Annotated in this window: 21 protein-coding genes; all 21 read right to left on the bottom strand. The window is 58.3% G+C overall.

The window, feature by feature from the left end; genetic code table 11:
• Positions 1-489 precede the first annotated feature (489 nt).
• The 21 genes from ACK5NW_RS02020 to ACK5NW_RS01920 all read right to left on the bottom strand — a co-directional run bounded on the left by ACK5NW_RS02020 (position 490) and on the right by ACK5NW_RS01920 (position 24510).
• Entirely contained in the window at positions 490-921 is a 432-nt protein-coding gene (locus tag ACK5NW_RS02020) for a hypothetical protein (protein ID WP_416924581.1), read from the bottom strand.
• The gene (locus ACK5NW_RS02015) at positions 918-3377 is read right to left on the bottom strand and encodes a VirB4 family type IV secretion/conjugal transfer ATPase (RefSeq protein ID WP_416924580.1); all 2460 of its coding nucleotides are present in this window, start codon (positions 3375-3377) and stop codon (positions 918-920) included. Before ACK5NW_RS02015 ends, ACK5NW_RS02020 begins: the two co-directional genes overlap by 4 nt.
• A gap of 33 nt (positions 3378-3410) precedes the next feature.
• A complete protein-coding gene (locus ACK5NW_RS02010; RefSeq protein ID WP_416924579.1) occupies positions 3411-3725 on the bottom strand; it encodes a type IV secretion system protein VirB3 in 315 nt (104 codons plus the stop codon).
• Positions 3722-4099, bottom strand: a complete 378-nt coding sequence (locus tag ACK5NW_RS02005; protein WP_416924578.1) for a TrbC/VirB2 family protein — start codon at positions 4097-4099, stop codon at positions 3722-3724. Before ACK5NW_RS02005 ends, ACK5NW_RS02010 begins: the two co-directional genes overlap by 4 nt.
• Positions 4100-4125: 26 nt before the next feature.
• Positions 4126-5049: a lytic transglycosylase domain-containing protein gene (locus tag ACK5NW_RS02000; protein WP_416924577.1), complete on the bottom strand. Its 924-nt coding sequence runs from the start codon at positions 5047-5049 to the stop codon at positions 4126-4128.
• A 97-nt stretch (positions 5050-5146) separates the two neighbouring features.
• Positions 5147-6052 carry an SDR family oxidoreductase gene (locus tag ACK5NW_RS01995; RefSeq protein ID WP_416924576.1) on the bottom strand — a complete coding sequence of 302 codons (906 nt, stop codon included), beginning with the start codon at positions 6050-6052 and terminating at the stop codon, positions 5147-5149.
• Positions 6053-6078: 26 nt separating this feature from the next.
• Positions 6079-7725 (bottom strand): isovaleryl-CoA dehydrogenase, encoded by a 1647-nt coding sequence (locus ACK5NW_RS01990; protein WP_416924575.1) that lies wholly within the window; start codon positions 7723-7725, stop codon positions 6079-6081.
• Between the two features lie 7 nt (positions 7726-7732).
• Positions 7733-9448, bottom strand: coding sequence for a GDYXXLXY domain-containing protein (locus ACK5NW_RS01985; protein ID WP_416924574.1), 1716 nt, complete (start codon positions 9446-9448; stop codon positions 7733-7735).
• Entirely contained in the window at positions 9445-10404 is a 960-nt protein-coding gene (locus ACK5NW_RS01980) for a DUF2157 domain-containing protein (RefSeq protein ID WP_416924573.1), read from the bottom strand. The genes ACK5NW_RS01985 and ACK5NW_RS01980 overlap by 4 nt, the downstream gene beginning before the upstream one ends.
• 146 nt (positions 10405-10550) lie before the next feature.
• On the bottom strand, positions 10551-11567 hold the full coding sequence (locus ACK5NW_RS01975; RefSeq protein ID WP_416924572.1) for an NADP-dependent oxidoreductase: 1017 nt from the start codon (positions 11565-11567) through the stop codon (positions 10551-10553).
• Between the two features lie 82 nt (positions 11568-11649).
• A complete protein-coding gene (locus ACK5NW_RS01970) occupies positions 11650-12087 on the bottom strand; it encodes a PaaI family thioesterase (protein WP_416924571.1) in 438 nt (145 codons plus the stop codon).
• Positions 12088-12219: 132 nt separating this feature from the next.
• Positions 12220-13005, bottom strand: a complete 786-nt coding sequence (locus ACK5NW_RS01965; RefSeq protein WP_416924570.1) for an SDR family oxidoreductase — start codon at positions 13003-13005, stop codon at positions 12220-12222.
• Between the two features lie 48 nt (positions 13006-13053).
• On the bottom strand, positions 13054-14886 hold the full coding sequence (locus ACK5NW_RS01960) for an acyl-CoA dehydrogenase (protein ID WP_416924569.1): 1833 nt from the start codon (positions 14884-14886) through the stop codon (positions 13054-13056).
• A gap of 129 nt (positions 14887-15015) precedes the next feature.
• Entirely contained in the window at positions 15016-16191 is a 1176-nt protein-coding gene (locus tag ACK5NW_RS01955; protein ID WP_416924568.1) for an acetyl-CoA C-acyltransferase, read from the bottom strand.
• Between the two features lie 48 nt (positions 16192-16239).
• The gene (locus ACK5NW_RS01950; RefSeq protein ID WP_416924567.1) at positions 16240-18354 is read right to left on the bottom strand and encodes a 3-hydroxyacyl-CoA dehydrogenase NAD-binding domain-containing protein; all 2115 of its coding nucleotides are present in this window, start codon (positions 18352-18354) and stop codon (positions 16240-16242) included.
• Between the two features lie 238 nt (positions 18355-18592).
• Positions 18593-19288 carry an ABC transporter ATP-binding protein gene (locus ACK5NW_RS01945; RefSeq protein WP_416924566.1) on the bottom strand — a complete coding sequence of 232 codons (696 nt, stop codon included), beginning with the start codon at positions 19286-19288 and terminating at the stop codon, positions 18593-18595.
• Positions 19289-19290: 2 nt separating this feature from the next.
• On the bottom strand, positions 19291-20097 hold the full coding sequence (locus ACK5NW_RS01940; protein WP_416924565.1) for an ABC transporter ATP-binding protein: 807 nt from the start codon (positions 20095-20097) through the stop codon (positions 19291-19293).
• Entirely contained in the window at positions 20094-21347 is a 1254-nt protein-coding gene (locus tag ACK5NW_RS01935; protein WP_416924564.1) for a branched-chain amino acid ABC transporter permease, read from the bottom strand. The genes ACK5NW_RS01940 and ACK5NW_RS01935 overlap by 4 nt, the downstream gene beginning before the upstream one ends.
• Before the next feature lie 64 nt (positions 21348-21411).
• A complete protein-coding gene (locus ACK5NW_RS01930) occupies positions 21412-22431 on the bottom strand; it encodes a branched-chain amino acid ABC transporter permease (RefSeq protein WP_416924563.1) in 1020 nt (339 codons plus the stop codon).
• A gap of 178 nt (positions 22432-22609) precedes the next feature.
• Positions 22610-23839, bottom strand: coding sequence for a branched-chain amino acid ABC transporter substrate-binding protein (locus tag ACK5NW_RS01925; RefSeq protein ID WP_416924562.1), 1230 nt, complete (start codon positions 23837-23839; stop codon positions 22610-22612).
• Positions 23840-23955: 116 nt separating this feature from the next.
• On the bottom strand, positions 23956-24510 hold the full coding sequence (locus tag ACK5NW_RS01920) for a shikimate kinase (RefSeq protein WP_416924561.1): 555 nt from the start codon (positions 24508-24510) through the stop codon (positions 23956-23958).
• Positions 24511-24549 lie beyond the last annotated feature (39 nt).

Below are 24549 nucleotides of genomic sequence, written 5' to 3'. Positions count from 1 at the left end.
ATTATATGATAATATGATGCTATAGCAGTATAGCTCATGACGAGCTGTCGAAATACTTTTCGAAGACGCTAAAATTGGTTGCGACTGGGATGTCTCACCTATCAACTGGCTACAAAATTGCTTAAGATACGTTTTATGAGGCCGCACTCGCTGGGTGTTGGCTCACTCAACAGCATTTTAGCAACCTACAAAGAAGCGCTTGATTTTACAATATAACTTAAACACAATTTATAGGACACCACATATTCACTACGAAATATTTAGAAAACTTTGAATATAAACTCTTTCCCAAGGAGTCTCGAAACATCTTATCACAATCTATGCAATCAACAATGAAATCATAAACCATACCCTGATCAATATAGTCAAAATGTTTACTTATCCAAAGAGACACCTTTAACTTTATAGCGCACACCTCGTCAGAAATGAAGCGATCTTTATTTCAAGTGATCAACCTCTCCCTCAATATCACTGTCTGTCGTTACATATTTAGAAGTCATCGCCATGTTCGCATTCAGCCATGCCGTCAGACGCACTGGGGTCACCTTTGGTGCTCAAGGGCTGACGACCACTTGAAGCATCCCAAGCACCCATGACCTGACCATGAACACAGACCTCTTCAAACTTGGGAATCCACTTTTTGATGAGATACGGGCAGGTTTGGGTCCAAGTGCCAGGACCTGTAGCCACCCAGCAATGTGCAGGCACACCGATAGAACAAAAGGAGAGTACATCTTCCTCATAAGGAACCCCCCGACTAAAATACGCCCCACCCGTCTGTCCATGTGCGTCAACGCCGTCACATTTGGATGCCCACCCCGCCGTTGGCAGAGCCACCAGAGCCATAATCGCCAGTGTTGCCCTTGTTTTGTTTCGGTTCATGCTTATTTCTTCCTGCTTAGTTAAGCCCACATCAATCATACTTCCGATGTTTCAGCATGACGCAAAAATTCCCGATGGCCGGTCATTTGAGTGTCACGCTGCTGCCTCAGACCTTTGCGACGAGCGTGAAATTCGGGCAACCAGGTATCGGGCACCTCGGGCGTAGGGTGACTGTCCAGCAACCCATTGAGGATTTCCACATTGTCGCTAGAGCCAGAGAGCACCGCCAATTCGTCGTCCATTCCATTAAGGTTGAGCTGACAAAGAACCGCGCTATGCCCTTGCTTGACCAAAAAGCAACGGCTGCGTTCATCCAGGCCGACCACAAGATCGAACTCAGCCCGAGTAAGTTTGAGTCCCTCTATATAGTCCTGAGGATCGGCGTTGGGGTTGGGCAACAGAATCATCGTTGCAGTCTGCTCAATGAGCGCAGCTGAGATGTCGCTATTAATGGCATCTTGCGGACTCTGTGTGGCAAAAATACCAAAACCATTCTGCTTGCGGATGGTCTTTTGTTTATTTTTGGCAAAGTCCTTAAGTTCCCCCTTACCTTCTAACACTTTCCAAAATTCGTCCATCACGTAGATGAAAGGTCGCCCATCAATAAGCCCCTCCATCCGGTGCAGCAAGTACTGGATGATGGGTTCGCGCGTCTTACTATCTTCAATAACTTCGGTGTAATCAAAACCAATAATATTGGCATTACCAAATTCGATACTATCAGACGGGTTATCGAATACCCAAGCGGAAGGACCATCTTGACACCAAATGGACAATGCCTCATAAAGACTATTTTCCCCCATATTGGGTAAACTCTTACGAAGGTTGGTCATGGTCCGCAAATGCAATGGTGTATCAAGAATAGCACGTACAGCTCGAATGAGATCCTCTTGCTCAGTAGCAGAATACTTCCCTTTTCCGCATAAAGTCTGCATAAGCTCAACCAGAAATTGCTCGTTCTCGGCTGTATTGTCGCATTGCAAAGGATTAAACCCTGTAGGCTTACCTTTTTCTAAAGAAAAGTAGCGCCCGCCGCAGGCCTGGATAAAAATTTGCGCCCCTTTATCCTTATCGAAAAAGAATACCGTAGGTTCAGGCTGTAGTTTCTGTACCTGCGCCAGCAAAAAGTTAATAAGTGCAGTTTTTCCGGTTCCCGATTTTCCAATCACCATAGTATTCGCCACTGCTTTTTCACCAAAAGAATGCTCGTTTGGCTTAGTGGCATGAAAGTTAAAATGATAAGCTTGATTGTTCAGGGTTTGTAGCACGCTAACGGATGGCCCCCACGGATTGGAGCCAGGCTTTCCCGTGGCGAAATTATGCAACGGACTCAGCCCCAAAAAGTTAAGCGAACTCAAGTTAGCTATTCGCGGTCGGAAGCGCCAGTTGCAGGGTAGTTGAGCATAAAATGCAGCAGCGACAGCCACGTCTTCCTTAACGGTTACAAAACTTGCACCCGATAGCTGCGCCCGTGCCTGAGCCACGTTAAGATAGAGATCCTCCTGGTTGGCTGCATAGATTGCCATATTGAAGTGATACTGTCCGAGCACGAAGTTGCCAGAGGCAAGCTGGTCCATCGCAAAGTCCAGCTCAACAATTTGGCTGACGGCCTTATCCTCCGACGAGAGCATAGCACCTTTAGTGCGCTGCAAAGCTTTCATTGAATCGTACCGACTCATAGGCGTGAATGAGTGAGTAACGACATATTCGCACTCAAGATACTTAAGGCCATTTAAGATACCAGGCCAACTGCTTTCCGCATATTCCTTAATATTGAGAATAGCACCATAGTAGTTATTCCCATCACTAGTGCGAATAGCGAAGTCACCACTACCAGGATTGAACATATGGCGACTGCTGGGAAGATAGCTATAAATTGGCGCAGACACTACAGGTACAGGCTCATCCACCCGGTTGAGCAAGTAGCCATAAAACTCAAGATTTTCAGAGAATACTTGCTTATGAATGCTTTCATATAAACCCAACCGATAAGGCGCATAGTCGGTCAGCAACACTTCCACATTACCAACAAGCTCGTAGATTTTTTCTAGACATGCCTTCTCTTCCTGGCGCAAAACGTTAATATCGCGAGCCATAGCAGCAAAACGCTTACCGCTGACTACGGGCCGATAAATCATTGTCAGATACAACTCGTTTTGCATCAGGCGCTTGGTCGAAAGGCGCTCCATGTACTTGTCGTGGAGACTCTGACTAAAATAGCATGGAAACTTTGCGTTAGCGTTGATCTTACGCCGACGACGAATATCATGCGCCCAGAAGGCAAGATTTTCGAAGTCGGGCGCACGCAAGCTTTGCAGCAGACTGTTAAAGGTACGGTGTCGATGTTCAAGCTCCCAATCTTCACGACCCACAAAGGGGAAACCACTAAGCAACCATGTAATCAGATAATCGCCTTCGCGCGTTTTCACAACATGCGCATCAACATGCGTGCTGAACGGCACAAAATTACTATAATTCGCATCAGCTGTAAACATACTTACCCCGACTCCAGCCCTTTACGATCACCCCTAGTAACCGCCCAGACGATGGGCGTCTTTGCGGTAACGAGAAGGGCCGAAAACCCAAGAAGAACCGTAAATCGACGAATTACGTGGAAGAAAACGAAACACGAGATTCAGTCCAATCAGCCTGAAGATCAGCTCGTCTTTCTTAGCTATCAGACGCATCATCACAATAACGAAGGGGATGGTCAAAAGGATGTAGAGCGAGACATACATCGCCAGTAACAACGGCACGCCAGCGCCAACAAGAAACGGCATATAAGGCACACCAAAAATCATTGGAGGTCTGGTGCACCCGCGAAAAAGGGCGTCTTTTTTCATGCGAAGAACTGCTGCACAAGCCGCAGGGTTACTTCTTTACACTCTTCAGAACCCCAGTCGCTAACAAACCATCCAGCAATGGTGCCAGCGCCGCCAATCAACAAACCACCAATCAGAATCGGAGCGACATCCGACATGCGCCGATGTGCAAAAGCAACCTGGTAACCAGCAAACACCACCGCAATGGTAACCACGGTTACCGAAACCACTTTCAAAATGACCTCAAAGTTTTTGAAAAAACCATCTACCTTTTTGCAGGCTTCTACAAAACCAGTTTCATCGGCCCAAGCCTCCGGCACGACCATTATCATCGCAATCGCTGCCGCCATAAACATCAACACCTGAAACTTGAGACGAGATTGACTACTTTGCATAAAATACCTTCCTTTTAGCATGAAAATTAAAAAACAAAAGATTCATCGAAAGACACTGAACCCGCCGATGAAGTCGGTTCACGAGCACCACTGGACGAGTTCACCTCGCCGCCCTTGGGTACAGCTGGAGATTCAGAGACATGAAGCAAGGCTCCATCGTCAGATTTTCCAGGCACCATGCGACGAGACACAACAGGCTGTGCGGGCAAGGCCGCATTGAGGTCGGGCAATGGCAACTGCGCTCCTGAAGGTGCAACAACAGATTTGGATCGAAGGGATGAACCCGGCACAACGCGAGTTCGATAGGGGTCACCATCGCCACCCACTACCTGCAGAGGAATATCCGCCAGGCCGTTTCCGACATCAGGCTCGGCAGACGATTGCCTTATCGCACCTCGCGAACTCCCTTCACCCGCGCGAAGAGGCACGCCATCATCCCGCGTCAACTTACGAGGTCGACTGCTGTTGTAAGGAATGACACGAATTTCGTCTGCCCGAGCCGCTTTATCCTGCGCCTTGCGCATAGAGGCAAAAATTTTTTGCACATAGCCATGCTCAAAACCGGTAACAAAATTACCCGAATAGTAACAACTGAACGCCTTACCCCAATCCTTGGCACGGTCATAGCATTCACGAAGAATACGAGATCCAGCCTGGAGATTAGGACAAACCTCGAAAGCCTGGGCGTAGGTCTTTAAGCCGTACTTGGCCAAGTTGTAGCGATTAACCTGCGCAATACCAACCGAAAAATTATAGCCTTCAGCCTTGAGAGCTTGTACAGCAGCAAGAGCATCTTCTAGGCTTCGGGGTTGGCGAGCCAAAGCCCCACCAACCACCCCTATGGCAAACGGATTACGCGATGATTCCACACGTACGATGTGTTGCATCACTTCTTTTGGCACAGCAAGATCAGGGCAGTCCAGCACCATGATTACATAAGGTTTGCACACTCGCAAATTTAATAGCGCGTGCAACCTCCCTTTCCTTAGAGTTGGTTTTATTTGTTACATAGTCTACCCTAAAATTTTCAATATCTCGCCCGCTGCTTCAAGCTTGGCGCAGCGCAGCGCGCAACTGGGCACCCACCTCCGGGCGTTCGGCAAACGGATCGGGCGGGTTGGCCAAATCCACAATGGCATCGGCACGCGATTTGAAGTTGCCCAGCGCCTTGGGGTGGCTGAAGATGTAGAACTGGTCTTGCTCGATGGCCTGAAATACTTTTTCAGCCACCTGGGCCGCCGTCACCTTGCCGCTGCCCACGGCCTTGTCGGTCATGGCTTGGCCAATCAACTGGCTGGGCGTGGCTTTTTCAGCGGCCAGCTCGGCAGGGCGATTGCGCTCGCTCTGGTTGATGCCAGTAGGCACGAAATAAGGGCACAGTACGCTGGCGCTGATTTGTTCGGTGACCAGCCGCAAGTCCTGGTACAGCGTCTCGGTCAACGCCACCACGGCGTGCTTGCTGACGTTGTAAACGCCCATGTTGGGCGGCGTCAGCAAGCCCGCCATGCTGGCGGTGTTGACGATGTGGCCTTCAAAGCTGGCATCCTGGCGCGCGGCCTCCAGCATCATGGGGGTGAACTGGCGCACGCCATGGATCACGCCCCACAAATTGACGCCCAGCACCCATTCCCAGTCGCGCACTGAGTTTTCCCACACCAGGCCGCCCGCGCCCACGCCTGCGTTGTTGAACACGAAATGCGGCGCACCAAAGGTGGTGTAGACCGCCTTGGCCAGTTGCTCCATGGCCTGCGCGTCAGACACGTCCACACGCTGGGCCAGCGTTTGCGCGCCCAGCGCCTTGATTTCTTCTTCAGCCGCAGCCAGCGCATCGGGCTGCACATCGACCAGCACCACGTTCATGCCGCGCCGGGCGGCGATGCGTGCACATTCCAGGCCGAAGCCTGATCCGGCTCCCGTCAGCACAGCGATTTTGGTTTTGAAGTTCTTGATCATGTGTCTGTCTCCTGCACAACGGATGGTCAAGCCAGCATGGCCCGGTCAATGATGGCACCAAAATCGGTGCCCGTCGCCAGTGTGCCAAACACGTCGCTCGGCGCACCCAGACGCGAGGCGCAAAAAGCCCCAGTCACGGCGGCAGGGGCGGTCTGCACCAGCAGCGCGGCTTGTACGGCCAAGGCCACATCGCGCGCCAGCGTGCGCGCACCGGCTTCGTCCGTGCCGCCATCCACGCGCGCGGGCAGCGTGTCGATCAACCGGTCCAGCGCCTGGTGCTGACCCCGCACCGGGGCCAGCTCATCCACCAGCGCCGCCGCCACATCGCCCTTGCGCAAGGCGCGCAGCAAGTCCAGCGCCATGATGTTGCCCGCGCCTTCCCAAATGCTGTTGACCGGCATTTCACGGTAAATGCGGGCCAGCACGCCTTCGCCGCCTTCTTCCACATAGCCGGTGCCACCCAGGCATTCCATGGCTTCTTGCGCCAGCGCCGCGCCGCGCTTGCAAATCCAGAACTTGGCAATGGGTGTGAGCACACGCGCCAGCAGGCGTTCGCGCTCATCAGCCTGACGATCGAAGGCGCGCGCCAGCCGTATCGCCAGCGCGGTGGCGGCTTCGCTTTCCAGCGCCAAATCGGCCAGCACGTTTTGCATCAACGGCTGCGCCATCAGCGGCTTGCCAAACGCCTGCCGATGCGTGGTGTGGTGCAGCGCCTGGCTGAGCGCCTGCCGCATCAAACCGCTGGTGCCCAGGGCGCAGTCCAGCCGCGTCATGGTGCCCATGGCCAGAATTTGCGGCACACCACGCCCTTCTTCGCCCACCAGCCAAGCCAGCGTATTGTCAAACTCCACTTCCGAGCTGGCGTTGGCCTTGTTGCCCAACTTGTCTTTCAGCCGCTGAATACGCAGCACGTTGCGCGAACCATCGGGCAGCACACGCGGCAAAAAGAAGCACGACAGACCGCCCGCCGCCTGCGCCAGCACCAAAAACGCATCACACATGGGTGCCGAGAAGAACCACTTGTGTCCGGTCAGGCGGTAGCGAGCGCCCCACTCGTCTTGCCCGTCGGGTGCTGCCTGCGTGGTGTTGGCGCGCACGTCCGAACCACCTTGCTTTTCGGTCATGCCCATGCCCATGGTCACGCCCGCCTTGTCGCGCCAGGGTTTAAGCGCTGGGTCATAAGCCCGGCTGGTCAGCCCAGGTGCCCAGTCGCGGTAAATGGCCGGGTTGTCGCGCAGCGCGGGCGTGACGGCATAGGTCATCGAGATGGGGCACAAAATCGATGGCTCCAGCTCGGTGAACAGCATGAACGCCGCAGCCCGTTTCATGTGCGCATGGCCGCTGGCCTGCTCGGCGTCGCTGTACGGCGTGCCATGCAACCCTGCGGCGGTGGCGGCACCCATCAGCGCGTGGTAGCTGGGGTGAAACTCGACCTCGTCAATGCGGTGCCCGGCGCGGTCGTGCGTGCGCAGCTCGGGCGTGTGCACGTTGGCCAGGCGCGCGTGGCGCTGCATCTCGGCGCTGCCCGCCAGCGCGCCCAACTGGCGCAGTGGTGCAGTGTCCAGCCCAGGTGCGTTGAATTGCAGTGCTGCTTGCAAAGCCGCGTTGCCCGCCAACAGGTTGATGTCGGCCAGCGGATCGGGTTGATTGAAAACCTGGTGTGTCGCAGTCATATGTGGGTCATTCCGATGAAGAGGTGCGTGGCACGGGTGCGGGCATAGGCATGGGCGTAGACATGGGCGCAATGGCTTGCAGATGCTCGTCGGCCAGTCCCACCAGCAAGGCGCGGCCATCAGGCAAGACGCGGAATTCGCCAAACTGCGCCTGGGTAAACGGCCTGCCCTGCCCCTCAGGAAAGTAGAACGCATCGGTCACCAAACCCCAGTCGCGCTTGAGACGTTTGATGGGCAACAGCATCTCGCCCGCAGCCAGCGATTCATTGGACGTCGCCAGCCGCTTCACGCTGGCCACGCCGCGCTCGTCCAGCACGGCCACCACCTTGGCGTAGCGCGACAGACCATGTCCATTACCTGCGCGCAACGCTATTTGCAACTCTCTAGGAAAGTCAAAGTTCAGCGCCATGTAATCGCCCTGCATCAGCGAGCGCGGATCGCGCGGCACCAGCGGCACGTAAATCTTCTGCCCGTGGGCGATGATGCGTTCCTTGTTTTGAACATCCACATGCACACTGGCCAGCGCAGCCACCGCACCAACCCCCACCAGAAAGGGTGCCATCCACCCCATGACGGCTGAACCGCGCTCAGCCACGCGCTGGGCCGCCGATGACGCTGCATCTTTGGTCTGCCCACGCATGGCCCACAAGGCCACACCCAGCCCGGCCCCGGTGGCCGCCAGCAACGCCGCCTTGTGCACCAGCGGCCAGGCCAGGGCGTAATAAAAACCCGACAACCCGGCCAGCAGCACCGCCAGCGCCAGCCCCAGCAGCCCACGCCGCCCGGTGCCCAACGCCACCGTGCCCACCAGCGCCACCACGCCCACCTGCGGAATGACAAAACACGCCAGCCACAGCACCGCATAAACCAGCGCCAGCAGCATCCCATCGCGCCGCGCCGCCCGCTGCAAACGCCAGTGTCTGAACAGCCACACCGCCGCGCCCAGCACCAGCGCCATTTGCAGCAGCACCGGCCACTGAAAACTGAACAGCGCTGCCAGCCCGGCCGTTGGATCGTCGGCCGAACCGCGCGCGCTGAACATGCTCCATCCGGAAAAGTAACGCCTCCCAGCCAATCCTGCCGCCACCAGCAAAGCACCCCCCACACCGCCCATGACCGCATGCAATGCCGACCACGGCGCACGCCAGACAGCGCGCGACTCATGCACCACCCATGCCGCCCAGACCACGGCCAGTAGTGCCATATTCAGCGGTACCGGGAAAAACCGCAGCATCGAACCGAAGTCAATGTCCCAGCCAGTGCGCCAGTTCATCAGCAGCGCCAGGCTCGCGGCCAGAAAACCCAGCACCGCCTGCACCCAACCCACGCGCGTCGCTATGGCCACACTGAGCAGCACGGCAACCATTACCAGTAATGAACGATTACCCCAATCCCAGCGCATGCCCAGCATCAGAAGCGCCAACCCCGCCATCAGCCCGCTGAAAGCCAGTTGCATGACGAACATGCCGGGCTGCACACGCATCAGCCACACCGCGCCGCCGATCAGCACCGCCGCCCCCACCAATGCACCGGGCGCGCGCAAGAAAAAATCTGCTGACATCGTGCCCAAAGATCCCAGCAAAAACGCCGCCACTAGCTGCGCACCCACAAAGCTCAGCGTGGTGATGATCCATGAAGGGCTGTCTGCCGTCAGACCCGCCGCATCTTCCAGCGGCAGCACACCTTCACGCTGCGCTGCTTCGATCAGCATTTTTTCGTTCATGGCTGCGTGACTCCTTGCATTTTCTCCTCGCGCTGCAAGCGGTACAGCCAACTGCCGCTACCGCCCACGCAGGCCGCGGCGATCAAGGTCAGCATCGGCAACTCCGCTGGCAACGCATGGGCCAAGCCCGCAATCACCAGAACGTTCAGCGCCAGCACCGACATCCCCAGCACCACCATGTCGCGCGGTCGCGTTGCCCATGCAAGCACAGTCGCGCCCATCACCAGCAGCAAACTCGCCCAATACAGACCAGACACCCCGTCAATGCTGAAAAACAAGCCTTTCAACCCATACGTACACCACGCGCCCAGCACCAGCAAGGCCGCCACGCTCCAACTGAAAGCCGCGCGCGGGGCCACGACCAGCCGCAGCCGGGGCAGACACAGCGGCCACACAAACAGTACGGCCCACAGGAAAGGCATGACCAGGCTGTCCTTGCTGAACAGGGCCGACACCGGATCAAACAGTCCCAGGCCCGTCCACAGCGCCAGCGCCGTGCCCGCAATCACCATCCACACCGCCCACAAGCCATCGCTGCGCGCGGCCAGCATCCACACCAGCGCCAAAGCGGCCCAGGCAGCGAACAATTGCCAGGGATCAGCGCCCGTCTGGTAGGTCTGTCCGACGAACGCCAGCAAACCGCCCAGCGCCAGCGTGGCCAGCAACAGCAAAGGTGTGCGGCCACGAGGCCAAAGCATCGCCACCAGCGCGGGCAGCAACACCGTCGCTTCCAGCAGATAAAGCTTGAACAGCCGCGTTTGTTCCTGCCAGTTGGCCGCCACCCAGAAGATCAGCCCCGCACCCAGCAGCAGGGCCGCCAGCATGGCCAGGCCACGGTGCAGCGCCTTGGCCAGCCCCAGTGGCGGCTGGTGCAGGCGCGAAAGCTGCCACAGCCTTTGTTGCGCCTCGGCACCCAGCGCCAAGCGTTCGGTTAACTCATGAATCCATGCGTGCATACGCCCTCCAACAAGCTGGGGCGCATTGTGCACGGCCATCCATCGTCAGCGGCTCAGCCAATGGATGGTGGCGCAAAACGATACCGAAAGCCGCTTGTTGCACGCCTCAGAGGCAATGTGCCTGACTGCGGGCCAGGCCCGCGCGGTCACACCAGCTTGACCAGCTGCTTGCCGAAGTTCTTGCCTTTGAGCAGGCCCAAAAATGCCTCGGGCGTGCTTTCAATGCCCTGCGCAATGCTCTCGCGTGGTTTGAGCTTGCCCTGCGCCACCAACGTACCCAGCTCTTGCAGCGCCTGGGGCCAGAACTCCATGTGCTCACTGACGATAAAGCCTTGCACCTTCAGCCGGTTGATCAGCATCAGCGCCGGATTTTGCATCGGCAGTGGCGTACCGTCGTAGCCCGCAATCATGCCGCACAGCGCAATACGGGCAAAGGCGTTGGTGCGCAGCAGCACGGCGTCCAGAATGTAGCCGCCGACGTTTTCAAAGTAACCGTCGATGCCCTTCGGGCAGGCTTGTTTCAACGCCTTGCTCATCGTCTTCAGATCAGGGTGCTGCCGGTAGTCGATGCAAACGTCAAAGCCTAGCTCGTCCACGGCGTATTTGCATTTTTCAGGCCCACCGGCAATGCCCACCACACGGCAGCCGCGCGCCTTGGCCAGCGCGACATAAGCGCTGCCCACCGCCCCGGTGGCGGCACTGACCACCACCGTGTCGCCCTCTTTGGGGGCGATGATCTGCGTCAATCCGTACCAGGCCGTCACGCCGGGCATACCCACCGCGCCCAGGTAATACGACAGCGGCACGTGGGTAGTGTCCACCTTGCGCAGCATGCCCACGGCGTTGCCATCGACCACGCTGTACTCCTGCCAGCCGCCCATGCCCACCACCTGGTCACCCACGGTGAACTTGGGGTGCTTTGACTCCACCACCTCGCCCACGGTGCCGCCAATCATCACCTCACCCAGCGGCTGCGGTTGAGCGTAGCTTTTGCTTTCATTCATGCGGCCACGCATGTAGGGATCAAGACTGAGGTAGTGGTGGCGCACCAGCACCTGCCCGTCTTGCAGCGCGGGGGTGTCGCTGCTGACGAGTTTGAAGTTGGCGGCTGTAGCCTCGCCCTCAGGGCGGTTGTCCAGCACGATCTGGCGGTTGGTGGGCATGGTGAATCTCCTTTAGCTATGAAACAAATAGCTGCCAGCGCTTTTTACATATGCGCCAGAGGCCAATTTGATTTGAAAAATCTTAATCCGTGGGCAACGGCCCTTTGGGGTGGCCAGCCGTTTCAGCCCGCTGCACGTATTTGAAAGTACCCGTGGCTTGCGCGCACAACTGGCCTTCGGCGTCAAACAGACTGCCTTCGACGAACGCCATGCTGCGTGTGCGGTGCAACAGGCGACCACGCCCCACCAAAGGTGCGCCCGGCTGCGCGGGGGCGGGGCGCATGAAGCTGGTTTTCATCTCGATGGTGACGATGCCCTTGTCCTTATCGACACTGCGCGCTGCCGTGGCCATGACCACGTCCAGAAATGTCATCACCGCCCCACCGTGCGCGACGCTGAATGAATTGCAATGCTCGGGGCGAGGTGTGTAGCGCAGCTCCGATTCGCCACCGTCGAATTTGTACAAGGCAAAGCCCAACAAGTCGACAAACGGAATCACCACCCCAAAATCAATGCTCATGGTTACCTACTCCCAATTCATGTCGCAACCATGCGAGCGACCGCCGTGGCCGGGGTCCCCCGGCCAGTGGCGGTGTCCCCTTCACGAAGTAAGAGGTGGAAAGGCGCGTCAGCGGCTCAGGGGGATTCACCATCAGATTACCGCACTGACGCCGCCATCGACCGCCAACCACTGGCCGGTGATGTGCTTGCCCGCATCGCTGGCGTACAGCAAGGTGATGCCTTTGAGGTCTTCGTCATCGCCCAGGCGGCGCAGCGGCGCGGCAGCGGCCATCTTGTCTTCGCCTATTTTTTCCAGCGTGCCACGCGTCATCTTGCTGGGGAAAAAGCCGGGGCAAATGGCGTTGACGGTGATGCCGTAACGCCCCCACTCGCCTGCCAGCGCACGCGTGAAGTTGATGACTGCGCCCTTGCTGGTGTTGTAGGCCACGGTTTGCATTTCGGGCGGGTTGCCGCCCAAGCCCGCAATGCTGGCGATGTTGATGATGCGGCCCTGCTTGCGGCCGATCATGCTTTTTTTAGCCAGACGCTGGCTGAGTAAAAAGTAGCCGCGCACGTTCAGGTTCATCACCTTGTCCCAGGCGTCAAGTGGGTGGTCTTCAGCCGGCGCACCCCAGGTGGCCCCGGCGTTGTTGACCAAAATGTCCACCTCGCCCAAACGCTCCAGCGCTTCATCGGCCAGGCGGTGGATGTCGGCCTCTTGGGCGGCGTCGGCGGCGATCCAGCGAGCGTCGATGCCTGCGGCCTGCAACTGGGCCGTGGCCTGCTCCAGATCATCAGCCTTGCGCGAGCTGATGAGCACGCGCGCGCCCGCCTCGCCCAGCGCATGGGCCATTTGCAAACCCAACCCGCGCGAGCCGCCGGTGACCAGGGCCGCCCTGCCTTTCAGGTCAAAAAGTTGCTGGACGGTACGAGGCATGGGGCGTCTCCTTTGAGGGGCGGTGTTCAAACTTTGAAGGTCGAGAACTCAAAATGCTGCTTCAGGCATGTGCGCGCAGGTCATGTCACGGCTTTCCACCACATTCAGCCAGGCGTCGATCTTGGGCAGTTCGTAATGATAAAAATAGGTGCTGGCGCTTGTCACACCTGCGCTGGCAGCTTCGTTTTTTGAAGCATTCACGGCTGCCAGCTCCAACTCCAGCCAGGTCCAGGCCAGCACCACATGGCCTGCGGCTTGCATATAGGGCACGGCGTTGGCCAGCGCCTCAACCGGGTTGCCGCTGGCCCAGGCGGCCTGGGTGGCGCGACCCACACGCGCCAGCGCCGCCGCCAGCGCCTGCGCCCGCTGGGCCAGCGTCGGCTGCTGCTGCGCACGGGCCACGGTGGCACTGATGCGGTCGGCCAACAAACGCAGGCCGCGACCATCTTCCATCAGCACTTTACGGCCCAGCAAGTCCATGGCCTGGATGCCGTGCGTGCCTTCATGAATCATGTTCAGGCGGTTGTCGCGCCAGTATTGCTCTACGGGGAAATCGCGCGTGTAGCCGTAGCCACCGTGAATTTGAATGGCCAGGCTGTTGGCCTCCAGACAGTTTTCGCTCGGCCAGCTTTTGGCAATCGGCGTCAGCACTTCCAGCAGCAGGCGTGCCTCGTCAGCCTGTGCAGCATCGCCCGTGTGCTGCTCATCAATCAGCCGCGCGCAGTACAGCAGCAACGCCAGCGCGCCTTCGCAGCAAGCCTTTTGCGCCAGCAGCATGCGGCGGATGTCGGCGTGCTCGATCAGGCGCACTGGCGGCGCAGCAGCATCTTTGCCACCCGTGCCGACGGGGCGACCTTGGGTGCGCGTTTTGGCGTAGTCCAGCGACGCTTCATACCCGGCCAGCCCCAGCATGGAGGCCGCCATGCCAACCGCAATGCGCGCCTCGTTCATCATGTGGAACATGCCCTTCAGGCCCTCGCCCGGCTGGCCCACCAGATAGCCCACCGCACCGGCTTGCCCGTCCACCAGAAACTGCCCTTCACCAAAGTTGAGCAAGGCGTTGGTGGTGCCGCGCCAGCCCAGTTTGTGGTTCAGGCCCGCCAGTGCCACGTCGTTGCGCACGCCGGTCAACTGGCCCTGGCCGTCCACCAGTTGCTTGGGCACGATGAACAGCGAAATGCCTTTGACACCCGGCACCAACTGGCCATCGGCCCCAGGAATTTTGGCCAGCACCAGATGAACGATGTTGTCGGTCAAGTCATGTTCACCGGACGAAATCCACATCTTGTTGCCGCGCAGCCGGTAGCGCGCGCCGAGCGGATCGTCCGCATCTTCCAGCACGGCGCGGGTGGCGACGTCGCTTAAAGACGATCCGGCCTGCGGCTCAGACAAACACATGGTGCCCGCCCAGCGGCCATTGAATTCGTTGGCGGCAAACACGCGCTTTTGCGTTTCGGTGCCATGCGCCATCAACAGATTGGCGTTGCCCACCGTGAGCAGGTTGGAGTTGATGCCGATCGACGCCTTGCCAAAAAAAGCATTGGCCGCCGCCTCGACCAGATACGGCAGTTGCATGCCGCCGTGCTCGTAATCCTGCGCAGCGGCCAGCATGCCCGAGTCGGCATAGGCCAGGCGTGCATCGTGCGTGGCTTGTGGCAACACCACGCGCAGGCTACCGTCGGGCGCAACGTCAGTGCGCGGCTCTTCGGTATCGATCAGGCGGTTGAAGGGCGCGAATTTGTCGCGCGCGATGCGCTCGCAGGTGTCAAACACGGCGTTGAAAGTGTCGCGCGAATGCTCGGCAAAGCGCGGGCGCTCGGTCAGCGCTTCGGCATCCAGCCATTCGTACAGCAGGAAGTCCAGGGTGTGGCGCAAGTTCATGTCTATCTCACCATAAAACTGGCGCTAACGCCTGTGAATCAAGCGTCAGCAGCTATCAAAACAATTGCATTAGCATCACTTATGGTCATGCCGGTAGTAAATTCCGAACGGGGTGTCCGCCTGCAAAAATCACAGCACCTCGAATACACCGGCCGCACCCATACCACCACCGATGCACATGGTCACACACACGCGCTTGGCACCGCGCCGCTTGCCTTCGATCAAGGCGTGACCCGTCAAGCGCTGGCCGCTGACGCCGTAGGGGTGGCCTAGGGCAATGGCACCGCCGTTGACGTTCAATTTGTCCGCTGGGATGCCCAGCTTGTCGCGGCAGTAGATCACTTGCACGGCAAAAGCTTCGTTCAGCTCCCACAGGTCGATGTCGCTGACCTTCAGGCCCAATTTGTTCAACACCTTGGGCACGGCAAACACGGGGCCGATGCCCATCTCGTCCGGCTCGCAACCGGCCACGGCAAAGCCCAGAAAGCGGCCGATGGGCTTCAGGTTGTGTTGGGCTGCATAGTCTTCGCTGACCACCACGCAAGCGCCAGCCCCATCGCTGAACTGGCTGGCATTGCCGGCTGAAATCAAGCCTCCCGGCAGTGCTGGACGAATACCGCTGATGCCTTCTTGGGTAGTGCCTTCGCGGATGCCTTCGTCATGACTGACGGTGACTTGTTGGGTGATCAGGCCCAGGGTTTTGTCGGCCACACCCATGGTGACGGTGATGGGGGCAATTTCGTCATCAAACTTGCCCGCTGCACGCGCCGCCTCGGCCTTTTGCTGGCTGGCCGCGCCGTATTCATCCATGGCCTCACGCCCGATGTGGTAACGCTGGGCCACCTGCTCGGCGGTTTGCAGCATGCTCCAGTAAATGGCGGGCACCTTGGCTTCAAGCGCTGGGTCTTTCAGCATGTGCAAGTTCATCTCTTGCTGCACGCAGGAGATGCTTTCCACGCCACCGGCTACCAGCACATCAGTTTCGCCCGCAATGATGCGCTGCGCGGCCAGCGCAATGGTTTGCAGGCCCGACGAGCAAAAACGGTTCACCGTCATGCCCGAGGTGGTAACCGGGCAATCGGCCATCAGCGCGATCTGGCGGGCGATGTTGGAGCCGGTGGCCCCTTCGGGGCTGGCGCAGCCCATGATGACGTCGTCCACAGCTGCAGGATCGATACCTGCGCGCTGGATGGCGTGCTTGACAGCGTGCCCGCCCAGCGTGGCACCGTGGGTCATGTTGAACGATCCCTTCCAGCTTTTGGCAAGCGGGGTGCGGGCGGTGGAAACAATGACAGCCTGGGTCATATTCAAACTCTCCTCAATGTTCGTGCGTGGTCTGTAATGGCCCGACGGTCAGCCGTTGAAGGTTTTGCCTTCGGCGACCAGCTTTTTGATCAAATCCGCTGGTTCCCAGAACCTGGCATCGTCGTGTGGGTTGCGGGCAAAGCGCTTCATGCTTTCGGCCACGTTGAACAGGCCCACCTGATCGGCATATTGCATGGGGCCGCCGCGCCAGATGGGAAAGCCGTAACCGGTGAGGTACACCATGTCGATGTCGCTGGCCTTGCTGGCGATGCCGTCTTCCAGAATGTGCGCCGCTTCGTTGACCAGCGCATACACCAAGCGCTCGACGATCTCCTGATCACTGATCTTGCGCGGCGTGATGCCCAATGACTTGCGGTGCTCGGCCAGCATGCCTTCCACCAGTTGGCTGGGAATGGCGTTGCGCTTGCCGGGCTGGTAATCGTGCCAGCCTGCGCCAGTTTTCTGGCCAAAGCGGCCCAGCTCGCACAGTTTGTCAGCATTGGCGCTGTATTTCAAATCAGGCTTTTCGACATAACGGCGCTTGCGGATCGCCCAGCCGATGTCGTTGCCTGCCAAATCGCCCATGCGAAATGGCCCCATGGCAAAGCCGAATTTTTCAACCGCCTTGTCCACCTGAGTTGGCGTAGCCCCTTCGTCCAGCAAAAAGCCCGCCTGGCGGCTGTACTGCTCGATCATGCGGTTGCCGATAAAGCCGTCGCACACGCCGGAAACCACGGCGGTCTTGCGAATTTTTTTGGCCACCGCCATCGCAGTTGCCAGCACGTCCTTGGCGGTTTTGTCACCGCGCACCACTTCCAGCAGCCTCATCACGTTGGCGGGGCTGAAAAAATGCATGCCGACCACATCCTGCGGGCGCTGGGTAAAGCTGGCGATCTGGTTCACGTCCAGCGTGGAGGTGTTGGACGCCAGCACCGCACCCGGCTTGGCCATCTGGTCGAGCTTTTTGAACACCTGCTCTTTGACGCTCATCTCTTCGAACACCGCCTCAATGATCAGGTCGGCGTTTTTCAGGTCGTCATAGTTCAACGTGGGTTTGAGCAAAGCCATGCGCTGCTCGTACTTGTCTTGTTTGAGCTTGCCTTTTTTGACTTGCGCTTCGTAGTTTTTGCGGATGGTGGCCAGGCCCCGATCCAGCGCCTCTTGCTTGGTTTCCAAAATGGTCACCGGCAAGCCTGCATTGAGAAAGTTCATGGTGATGCCGCCACCCATGGTGCCCGCCCCCACCACGCCCACTGACTTGATCTCGCGCGGCTTGATATCGCTGCCCACGTCAGGAATTTTGGAAGCAGCGCGTTCAGCGGCAAAAATATGGCGCAGCGCCTTGCATTCTGGCGTGAGCATCAGGCCCATGAAGATTTCGCGCTCTTTGGCCAACGCCGCGTCGAACTTCATGGTGGCGGCGTTTTGCACTGTGTCCACGCATTTGGCAGGTGCCGGAAAGTTCTTGGCCATGCCCTTGACCATATTGCGTGCGAACTGAAAGTAAGCATCACCCTGCGGGTGCTGGCAAGGCAGGTTGCGCACCAGTGGCAGCGGTGCACCACCCGCGTGTTGGCCCGCCATTTCTTTGGCCAGGGCGACGGCTTCGTCCATCAGCTTGTCGGGCGATGCCACCAGCTTGTCGAACAACTTTTGCCCTGGCAGGCTGGCCAACAATTCGCTGTTCACCGGCTCACCGCTGACGATCATGTTCAGCGCAGGCTCGACCCCAATCACGCGCGGCAAGCGCAGTGTGCCACCCGCACCGGGGATCAAGCCCAATTTGACCTCGGGCAGCGCCACTTTGCAGCCGGGAGTGACCACACGGTAATGACAACCCAACGCCAGTTCCAGCCCGCCGCCCATGACGATGGAATGAATAGCCGCCACCACCGGTTTTTGCGAATGCTCCAGCGCCAGAATGACCGACAGCAAATTCGGCTCGAACATGCCTTTGCCAGAGCTGAATTCCTTGATGTCGGCCCCGCCTGAAAACGCCTTGCCCGCGCCGGTCAGCACGACGGCCTTGATGGCCGGATCGGCGTTGGCTTTTTCCAGGGCATTGGTAATGCCCACCCGGGTGTCATAGCCCAACCCGTTGACGGGCGGGTTGTTCATGGTGACGATGGCCACATCGCCCTGGGTTGTGTAATCCACGCTCATTCGATCTCCTCAACAGAATTGACATGGCGCAATTGCAGCCACGTCCAGCCAGCCAACCTTGCACCGCATCAACAGCAACACGTGCACGTGTGATCCACAAGTTTAGTCATTTGCGCGCGGCAGCATGCTGCATTTGTCGCAGTGGCGACCAGCGCAGCATGCAGCGCAAAAAGTATCTTTGAAGGATTTCCACAAACTGTTCAAAGCTATATCTTTAATAGCTATCACCGTTTGCTGCCTAAACCTCAAGCCACTCCTTGCGCACATTGCTGTTGGCGCGCAACTCGTCAGGCGTGCCTTCAAACACGATGCTGCCGTGCCCCATGACCAGGGTGCGGTCAGAAATACTCATGGCAATGGTCAGCTTCTGCTCGATCAACAGCACAGAGATTCCCCGATCTTTGAGCTTGTGCAAGTATTCACCCACCAGCTCGACGATCTTCGGTGCCAGCCCTTCGGTGGGTTCGTCAATGATGATGAGTTTGGGATCACCCATCAGGGTGCGGCACAACGTCAGCATCTGTTGCTCGCCGCCAGACATCACACCCGCTTCGGTATGCTCGCGCTCTTTCAGGCGCGGGAACATGGTGTACATGTCGTCGAACGACCAGGTACTGCCTTTGCCGCTGCCCTTTTGCCCCAGCAACAAGTTTTGGTGCACGGTCAGGCGGGGGAAAATGTCGCGGCTTTCGGGCACGTAGCCAATGCCCTGGTGGGCAATCTGATACGGCTTGCGGCCCGCAATGGATTGCTCCATCCACCGGATGTCGCCCTCAGCCTGCACCATGCCCATAATGGCTTTGGCGGTGGTGGAACGGCCCGAGCCGTTACGGCCCAGCAAGGCCACGATTTCACCCGGTTGCACATCAAAACTCACGCCATGCAGCACATGGCTTTTGCCGTAATAGGCGTGCAAATCATTGATTTTCAGCATGGTCAACGGCCCTCCGCCTGCGCAGTGGCGACATCAGAGCCTAAATAAGCCTCTTGCACCCGCGCATCGGCGCGCACGGCATCGGGGGTGTCAAAGGCCAGCACTTCGCCATACACCACCACGGCGATTTTGTCGGCCAGGCCAAACACCACGCCCATGTCGTGTTCTACCGTCAACAGCGTTTTGCCCACCGTGACCTCGCGGATCAAGTCAATAAAGTGGCTGGTCTCGCTTTTGCTCATACCAGCCGTGGGTTCGTCCAGCAATATCACTTGCGCGCCGCCTGCGATGGTAATGCCGATTTCAAGCGCGCGCTGCTCGGCATAAGGCAGATTGGCCGCCAGCACATTGCGCTTGCCGTCAAGCTGCACCATGTGCAGCAATTGTTCGGCCCGTTCGTTGGCGTCGTGCAGGCTGTCCAGCCGACGGAACAAGGTGTAGCGGTAACCCAGGCTCCACAGCGCAGCCACGCGCAGGTTCTCGAACACGCTCAGCTTGGGAAAGATGTTGGTAATCTGAAAGCTGCGCGACAAGCCCATGCGATTGATCTCGAACGGCTTTTTGCCATCAATGCGCGCGCCGTGCAAATGCACCTCGCCGCTGGTGGGCACCAGGCGGCCACTGATCAAGTTGAACAGGGTGGATTTGCCCGCCCCGTTGGGGCCGATCACCGCCACACGTTCGCCCGGACGCACGGCTAGGTTGATACCGCGGATGATCTCGGTTTTTCCAAAGCTCTTGCGCAAATCCTTGACGTCCAGCGCCCATGCCGAATCTGTAGGTTGCGGACTGTTTTGCGATTGACTCATGCCGCGCCTCCCAGTCTGGCGTTGGCCGCCGCTTCTATCTTGGCATGCACGTCATGCCACACGGCAGTCAGCCTGCGCCGCGCCCATTCAAACCACCCCATGCCCATCAGAAACACCACGCCAGCCATCACCCAGCTCATCGCCTGCTTGGCATGCAGCATGATGCCCATGAACTTCACCTCATCGCCCATGACTGTAGCCAGTTGAAGGTGGTACACCATCTCGATCATGGCGGCCGCGCCCAAAAACGCCACCACACCGCCCGCCGCCGTCAGCAGCAAGGGCGGCCCAATGCGGCCCATATAGCCGGCCCTGGTCACCTGCACCAGCATCACAATCAAGCTGGCAATACCGCCCGGCACATACATCACCATGAACACGAAGGTCAGACCCAGATAGAGCAGCCACGCGCTGGTCCATTCAGACAACAGCGCCGACATCAGCACCATCAACACCCCGCCAATGATGGGGCCAAAAAATACCGTCGCACCGCCCAGAAAAGTAAACAGCAGATAAGCGCCCGAGCGCCCGGCACCCACCACCTCAGCGGTAATCAGCTCGAACAACAGCGCCGCCAGTCCACCCGCCACACCAGCAAAGAAACCAGACACGATGAACGCGAAGTAACGCACCCGCTCGGCGTTGTAGCCAATGAACTCCACCCGTTCGGCGTTGTCACGCACCGCATTCAGCACCCGTCCCAGCGGGGTTTGCGTGAACAGGTACATGCCCAGCACGCTCAAAAACGTGTAGATCGCAATCAGGTAATAAAGCTGCCGAGGCGGCCCGAATGTGATGCCCAAAAATGGTTCGCCCACCACACGGTCGCTGGAAATACCAGCCTCGCCGCCAAAAAAACCGGCAAACATCAGTGACATGGCGAACACCAGCTCGCCAATGCCCAGCGTGATCATGGCAAACGGCGTACCCGACTTGCGCACCGTGACGTAGCCCAGCAAGGCCGCGAAGAACATGCCACCCAGTGCACCCACCAATGGAATCAGGCTGACAGGAATAGGCAGTTGCCCGTCCCCCACCATGTTCAGCGCGTGGATGGCCATGTAAGCGCCCAAGCCTGAAAACACGGCATGACCAAAGCTCAGCATGCCGCCCTGCCCCAGCAAGATGTTGTACGACAGGCAGGCCACGATAGCGATGCACATCTGCCCCAGCAGATTGATCGACAGGTTGCTGCCAAACACCAGCGGAGCCACCACCAAAATCGCGGCAAACGCCATCCAGGTCCTCATGCCTGTCCAGTTTTTTGAGCCTGCGCGGATTGGGGCCTTTGTATTCGTTACATCAGACATCACATCAACCCTCCCGCGTGCCCAGCAGACCGCGCGGCCGGAAGATCAGCACCAGCACCAGCAGCAGATACGGCAGGATGGGGGCCACCTGTGCGATGGTCAAATTCATCAGCGTGCTGTTGTCAATGGCGTTGCCCAGCGAGATGCCCAAGCCCTCGTACAGCCCACGCAACGAATAGTCGAACGCGATGGCAAAGGTTTGCAGCACACCAATCAGCAACGACGCCACAAACGCCCCCGCCAGCGATCCCATGCCGCCCACCACCACCACAACAAAAATGATGGGGCCGACCGTCACCGCCATGGCCGGTTCGGTGACGAACGTCACGCCACCCACCACACCCGCCAGCGCCGCCAGGCCCGTACCAGCGGCAAACACCGTCATGAACACGCGCGGCACGTTGTGGCCCAGTGCCTCCACCATATCGGGGTGCGTCAGCGCAGCCTGGATCACGTAGCCAATGCGCGTGCGCGTCAGCAACAACCAGACACTGACCAGCATCAGCACCGCAATCACCATGATGGCCGCACGCGTGGCGGGGAACGGCGTGCAGGCCACATCAGCCTGGGCGCACAGATCACCCGCGCTGCCCCACACCATGTGCAGACCGTCGGCTGCGCTTTTCACCACTGTGAAAGCCGATCCTTTCAACGTCTCTGGCGGAGAAAACTCGACCGCCGTGCGTCCCCAGATCAGTTGCACCACTTCAAGAATGATGTACGACAGGCCAAACGTCACCAGCAACTCGGGCACATGCCCGAATTTGTGCACCTTGCGCAGGCTGAATTTTTCAAACAATGCCCCCAGCCCCGCCACCAGAATGGGGGCCACGACCAAGGCGGGCCAAAAACCGATCAAGCCCGTCAAGGTATAGGCAAAATAAGCCCCCAGCATGTAGAAACTGGCATGCGCGAAGTTGAGCACGCCCATCATGCTGAAAATCAGCGTCAGGCCGGAACTCAGCATGAACAGCAACAGCCCGTAACTCAGGCCGTTGAGCATGGAGATGATGAAGAACTCCATCCGAATGCCTCAATTGCGCAGCCGATTCAATCAGCCGCCTTGCGGTTTAGGTCTATCCATGATGCACCCTCGACAATGCAAGGGAACAAAACAAACCAGCGCCTGACCGCGGCGCTGGTCATGGTGCCAAAGAACGATTCACGATAACCGTATCCGGCACACAGAGCGTCCGTCTGTTTTATGGCCGCTTCATCTGGCACGTGGTGGGCGTGCTGGCGACATAGGCCGGGTATTCCTTCACAGGTGCCAGCGTCATGCCTGTACCTTCAGGGCTGTAGGGGTACTTGGCGCTGGCTTTTTCCCACACCGTCATAAACAGCGGCTGCTGCAACTGGTGGTCAGCCTTGCGCATTTCCACCTCGCCGTTGTAGCTCTTGAACTTCATGCCTTCCAGCGCAGCGGCCACCTTCACCGGATCGGTTGATTTGGCGGTGGCCATGGCCTGCGCCAAAGACTCCAGCGCCGTATAAGCGGTGGTGGCGTACAGATCGTCGTTGTAGCGTTTTTTAAACTCCGCCGTCCACTTGCCCATGTCACCGGCCATGTTGTAGTGGGCATAGGCCACCTGATACACCTTGCCTGCACCCGACTCACCCAGCGCGGTAGGGGTGCCGGTGGTGATCACGTAGTAGGTGAAAAATTTGCCCTCGTAGCCCGCCTCTCTGGCGGCCTTGATCATCAGCGCCAGATCAGATCCCCAGTTGCCGGTAATCACCGAATCCGCACCAGACGCCTTGATCTTGGCGATATAGGGCGCAAAGTCACGCACCTTGGCCAGCGGGTGCAGATCTTCGCCCGCAATCTGGATGTCGGGGCGCAAGCGTTTGAGTGACTCTTTCGCGTACTTGGCCACCTGGTGCCCGTGCGAATAATCCTGATTCAGCAAGTACACCTTCTTGACCTCAGGCATCTCCTTGATGAAGTTGGCAATGGCCTCCATCTTCATCGACGTATCGGCGTCATAACGAAAATGCCAGTAATTGCATTTGCTGTTGGTGAAATCAGGGTCCACTGCGGCATAGTTGATGTACAGCACCTCCTTGCCAGGATTGCGCTGGTTGTGCTTGCTGACGCCATCAATCAGCGCCGCCGCCACCGACGAGCCATTGCCCTGGGCAATGTAGTGAATATCCTGATTGATTGCCGTTTTGAGCGCCGTGGCGCTTTCGGCTGGACTCAGTTTGTTGTCCATCGGCACGATTTCAAACTTGACCCCGGCCGGGTTGTTCTGGCTCACCTTCTCGGCAAAGAACTGAAACGCCTTCAACCCATTAGCCCCCACAGGGGCCATCAACCCGCTCAATGGGTCAATCCAGGCGATCTTGACCGTTTGCCCTTGTTGCGCCCACGCGCCGCTCGCCATCGCTGCCAATACGCCGCTGACCAATAATTTCGCTTTGAATTTCACGTTCATCTCCTGCAAAAAATTCACGTGAAAGCGTAAAACCTAAGACTAATTTGCGCGCGGGGGTTTGCCCTAGGTCGTTGTCACGTGGGTGCCTGATTTGTGTTGAAACTGAAGACCTACAGCGATAAACTAGGCGGTGCGGACTGCCCATCATTCGTAGGCACTGGGGCCAGCTCCAGCTGCATCAACACCCGGCTAACCAGCGTGGACAGCGCCGCACTGTGCGTGTTGATCACAAAATGCGCGCATTCGCGGTACAGCGGATCGCGTTCGGCGTACATCTCTTTCAGCCGCTTGAGCGGATCAGCCACCTGCAACAACGGGCGTTTGGTATCGCGCCGCAAGCGTCTGTACAGCTGTTCAGGCGACGTGCGCAAATAAATCACCCGGCCACGATCATGCAACCGCTGCCGGTTGGCAGACCGCAGCACCGCGCCACCACCCGTGGCCAGCACCACCGGCGGACCATTGGTCAGCTCGTCCAGCACCGACTCCTCCACGTCACGAAAAGCCGCTTCGCCATGCTGATCGAAATAGCTGCGAATGGTGCCGCCCAGGCGCTGTTCAATCACGTGGTCTGAATCAGCCAGATCCATCTGCATGCGCCGCGCCAGCGTGCGCGCCACTGTGGATTTGCCGCTGCCCGGCATACCAACCAAAATGATGTGCATAAATAAAAAATCCCCGGCGAGCCGGGGATCCAAGTATTT

It is taken from the genome of Ottowia sp. (genome assembly GCF_047975795.1).
Taxonomy (GTDB): domain Bacteria; phylum Pseudomonadota; class Gammaproteobacteria; order Burkholderiales; family Burkholderiaceae_C; genus Ottowia.
The sequence above is the reverse complement of the archived record's forward strand: the minus strand, read 5'-3'. Positions and strand labels throughout refer to the sequence as shown.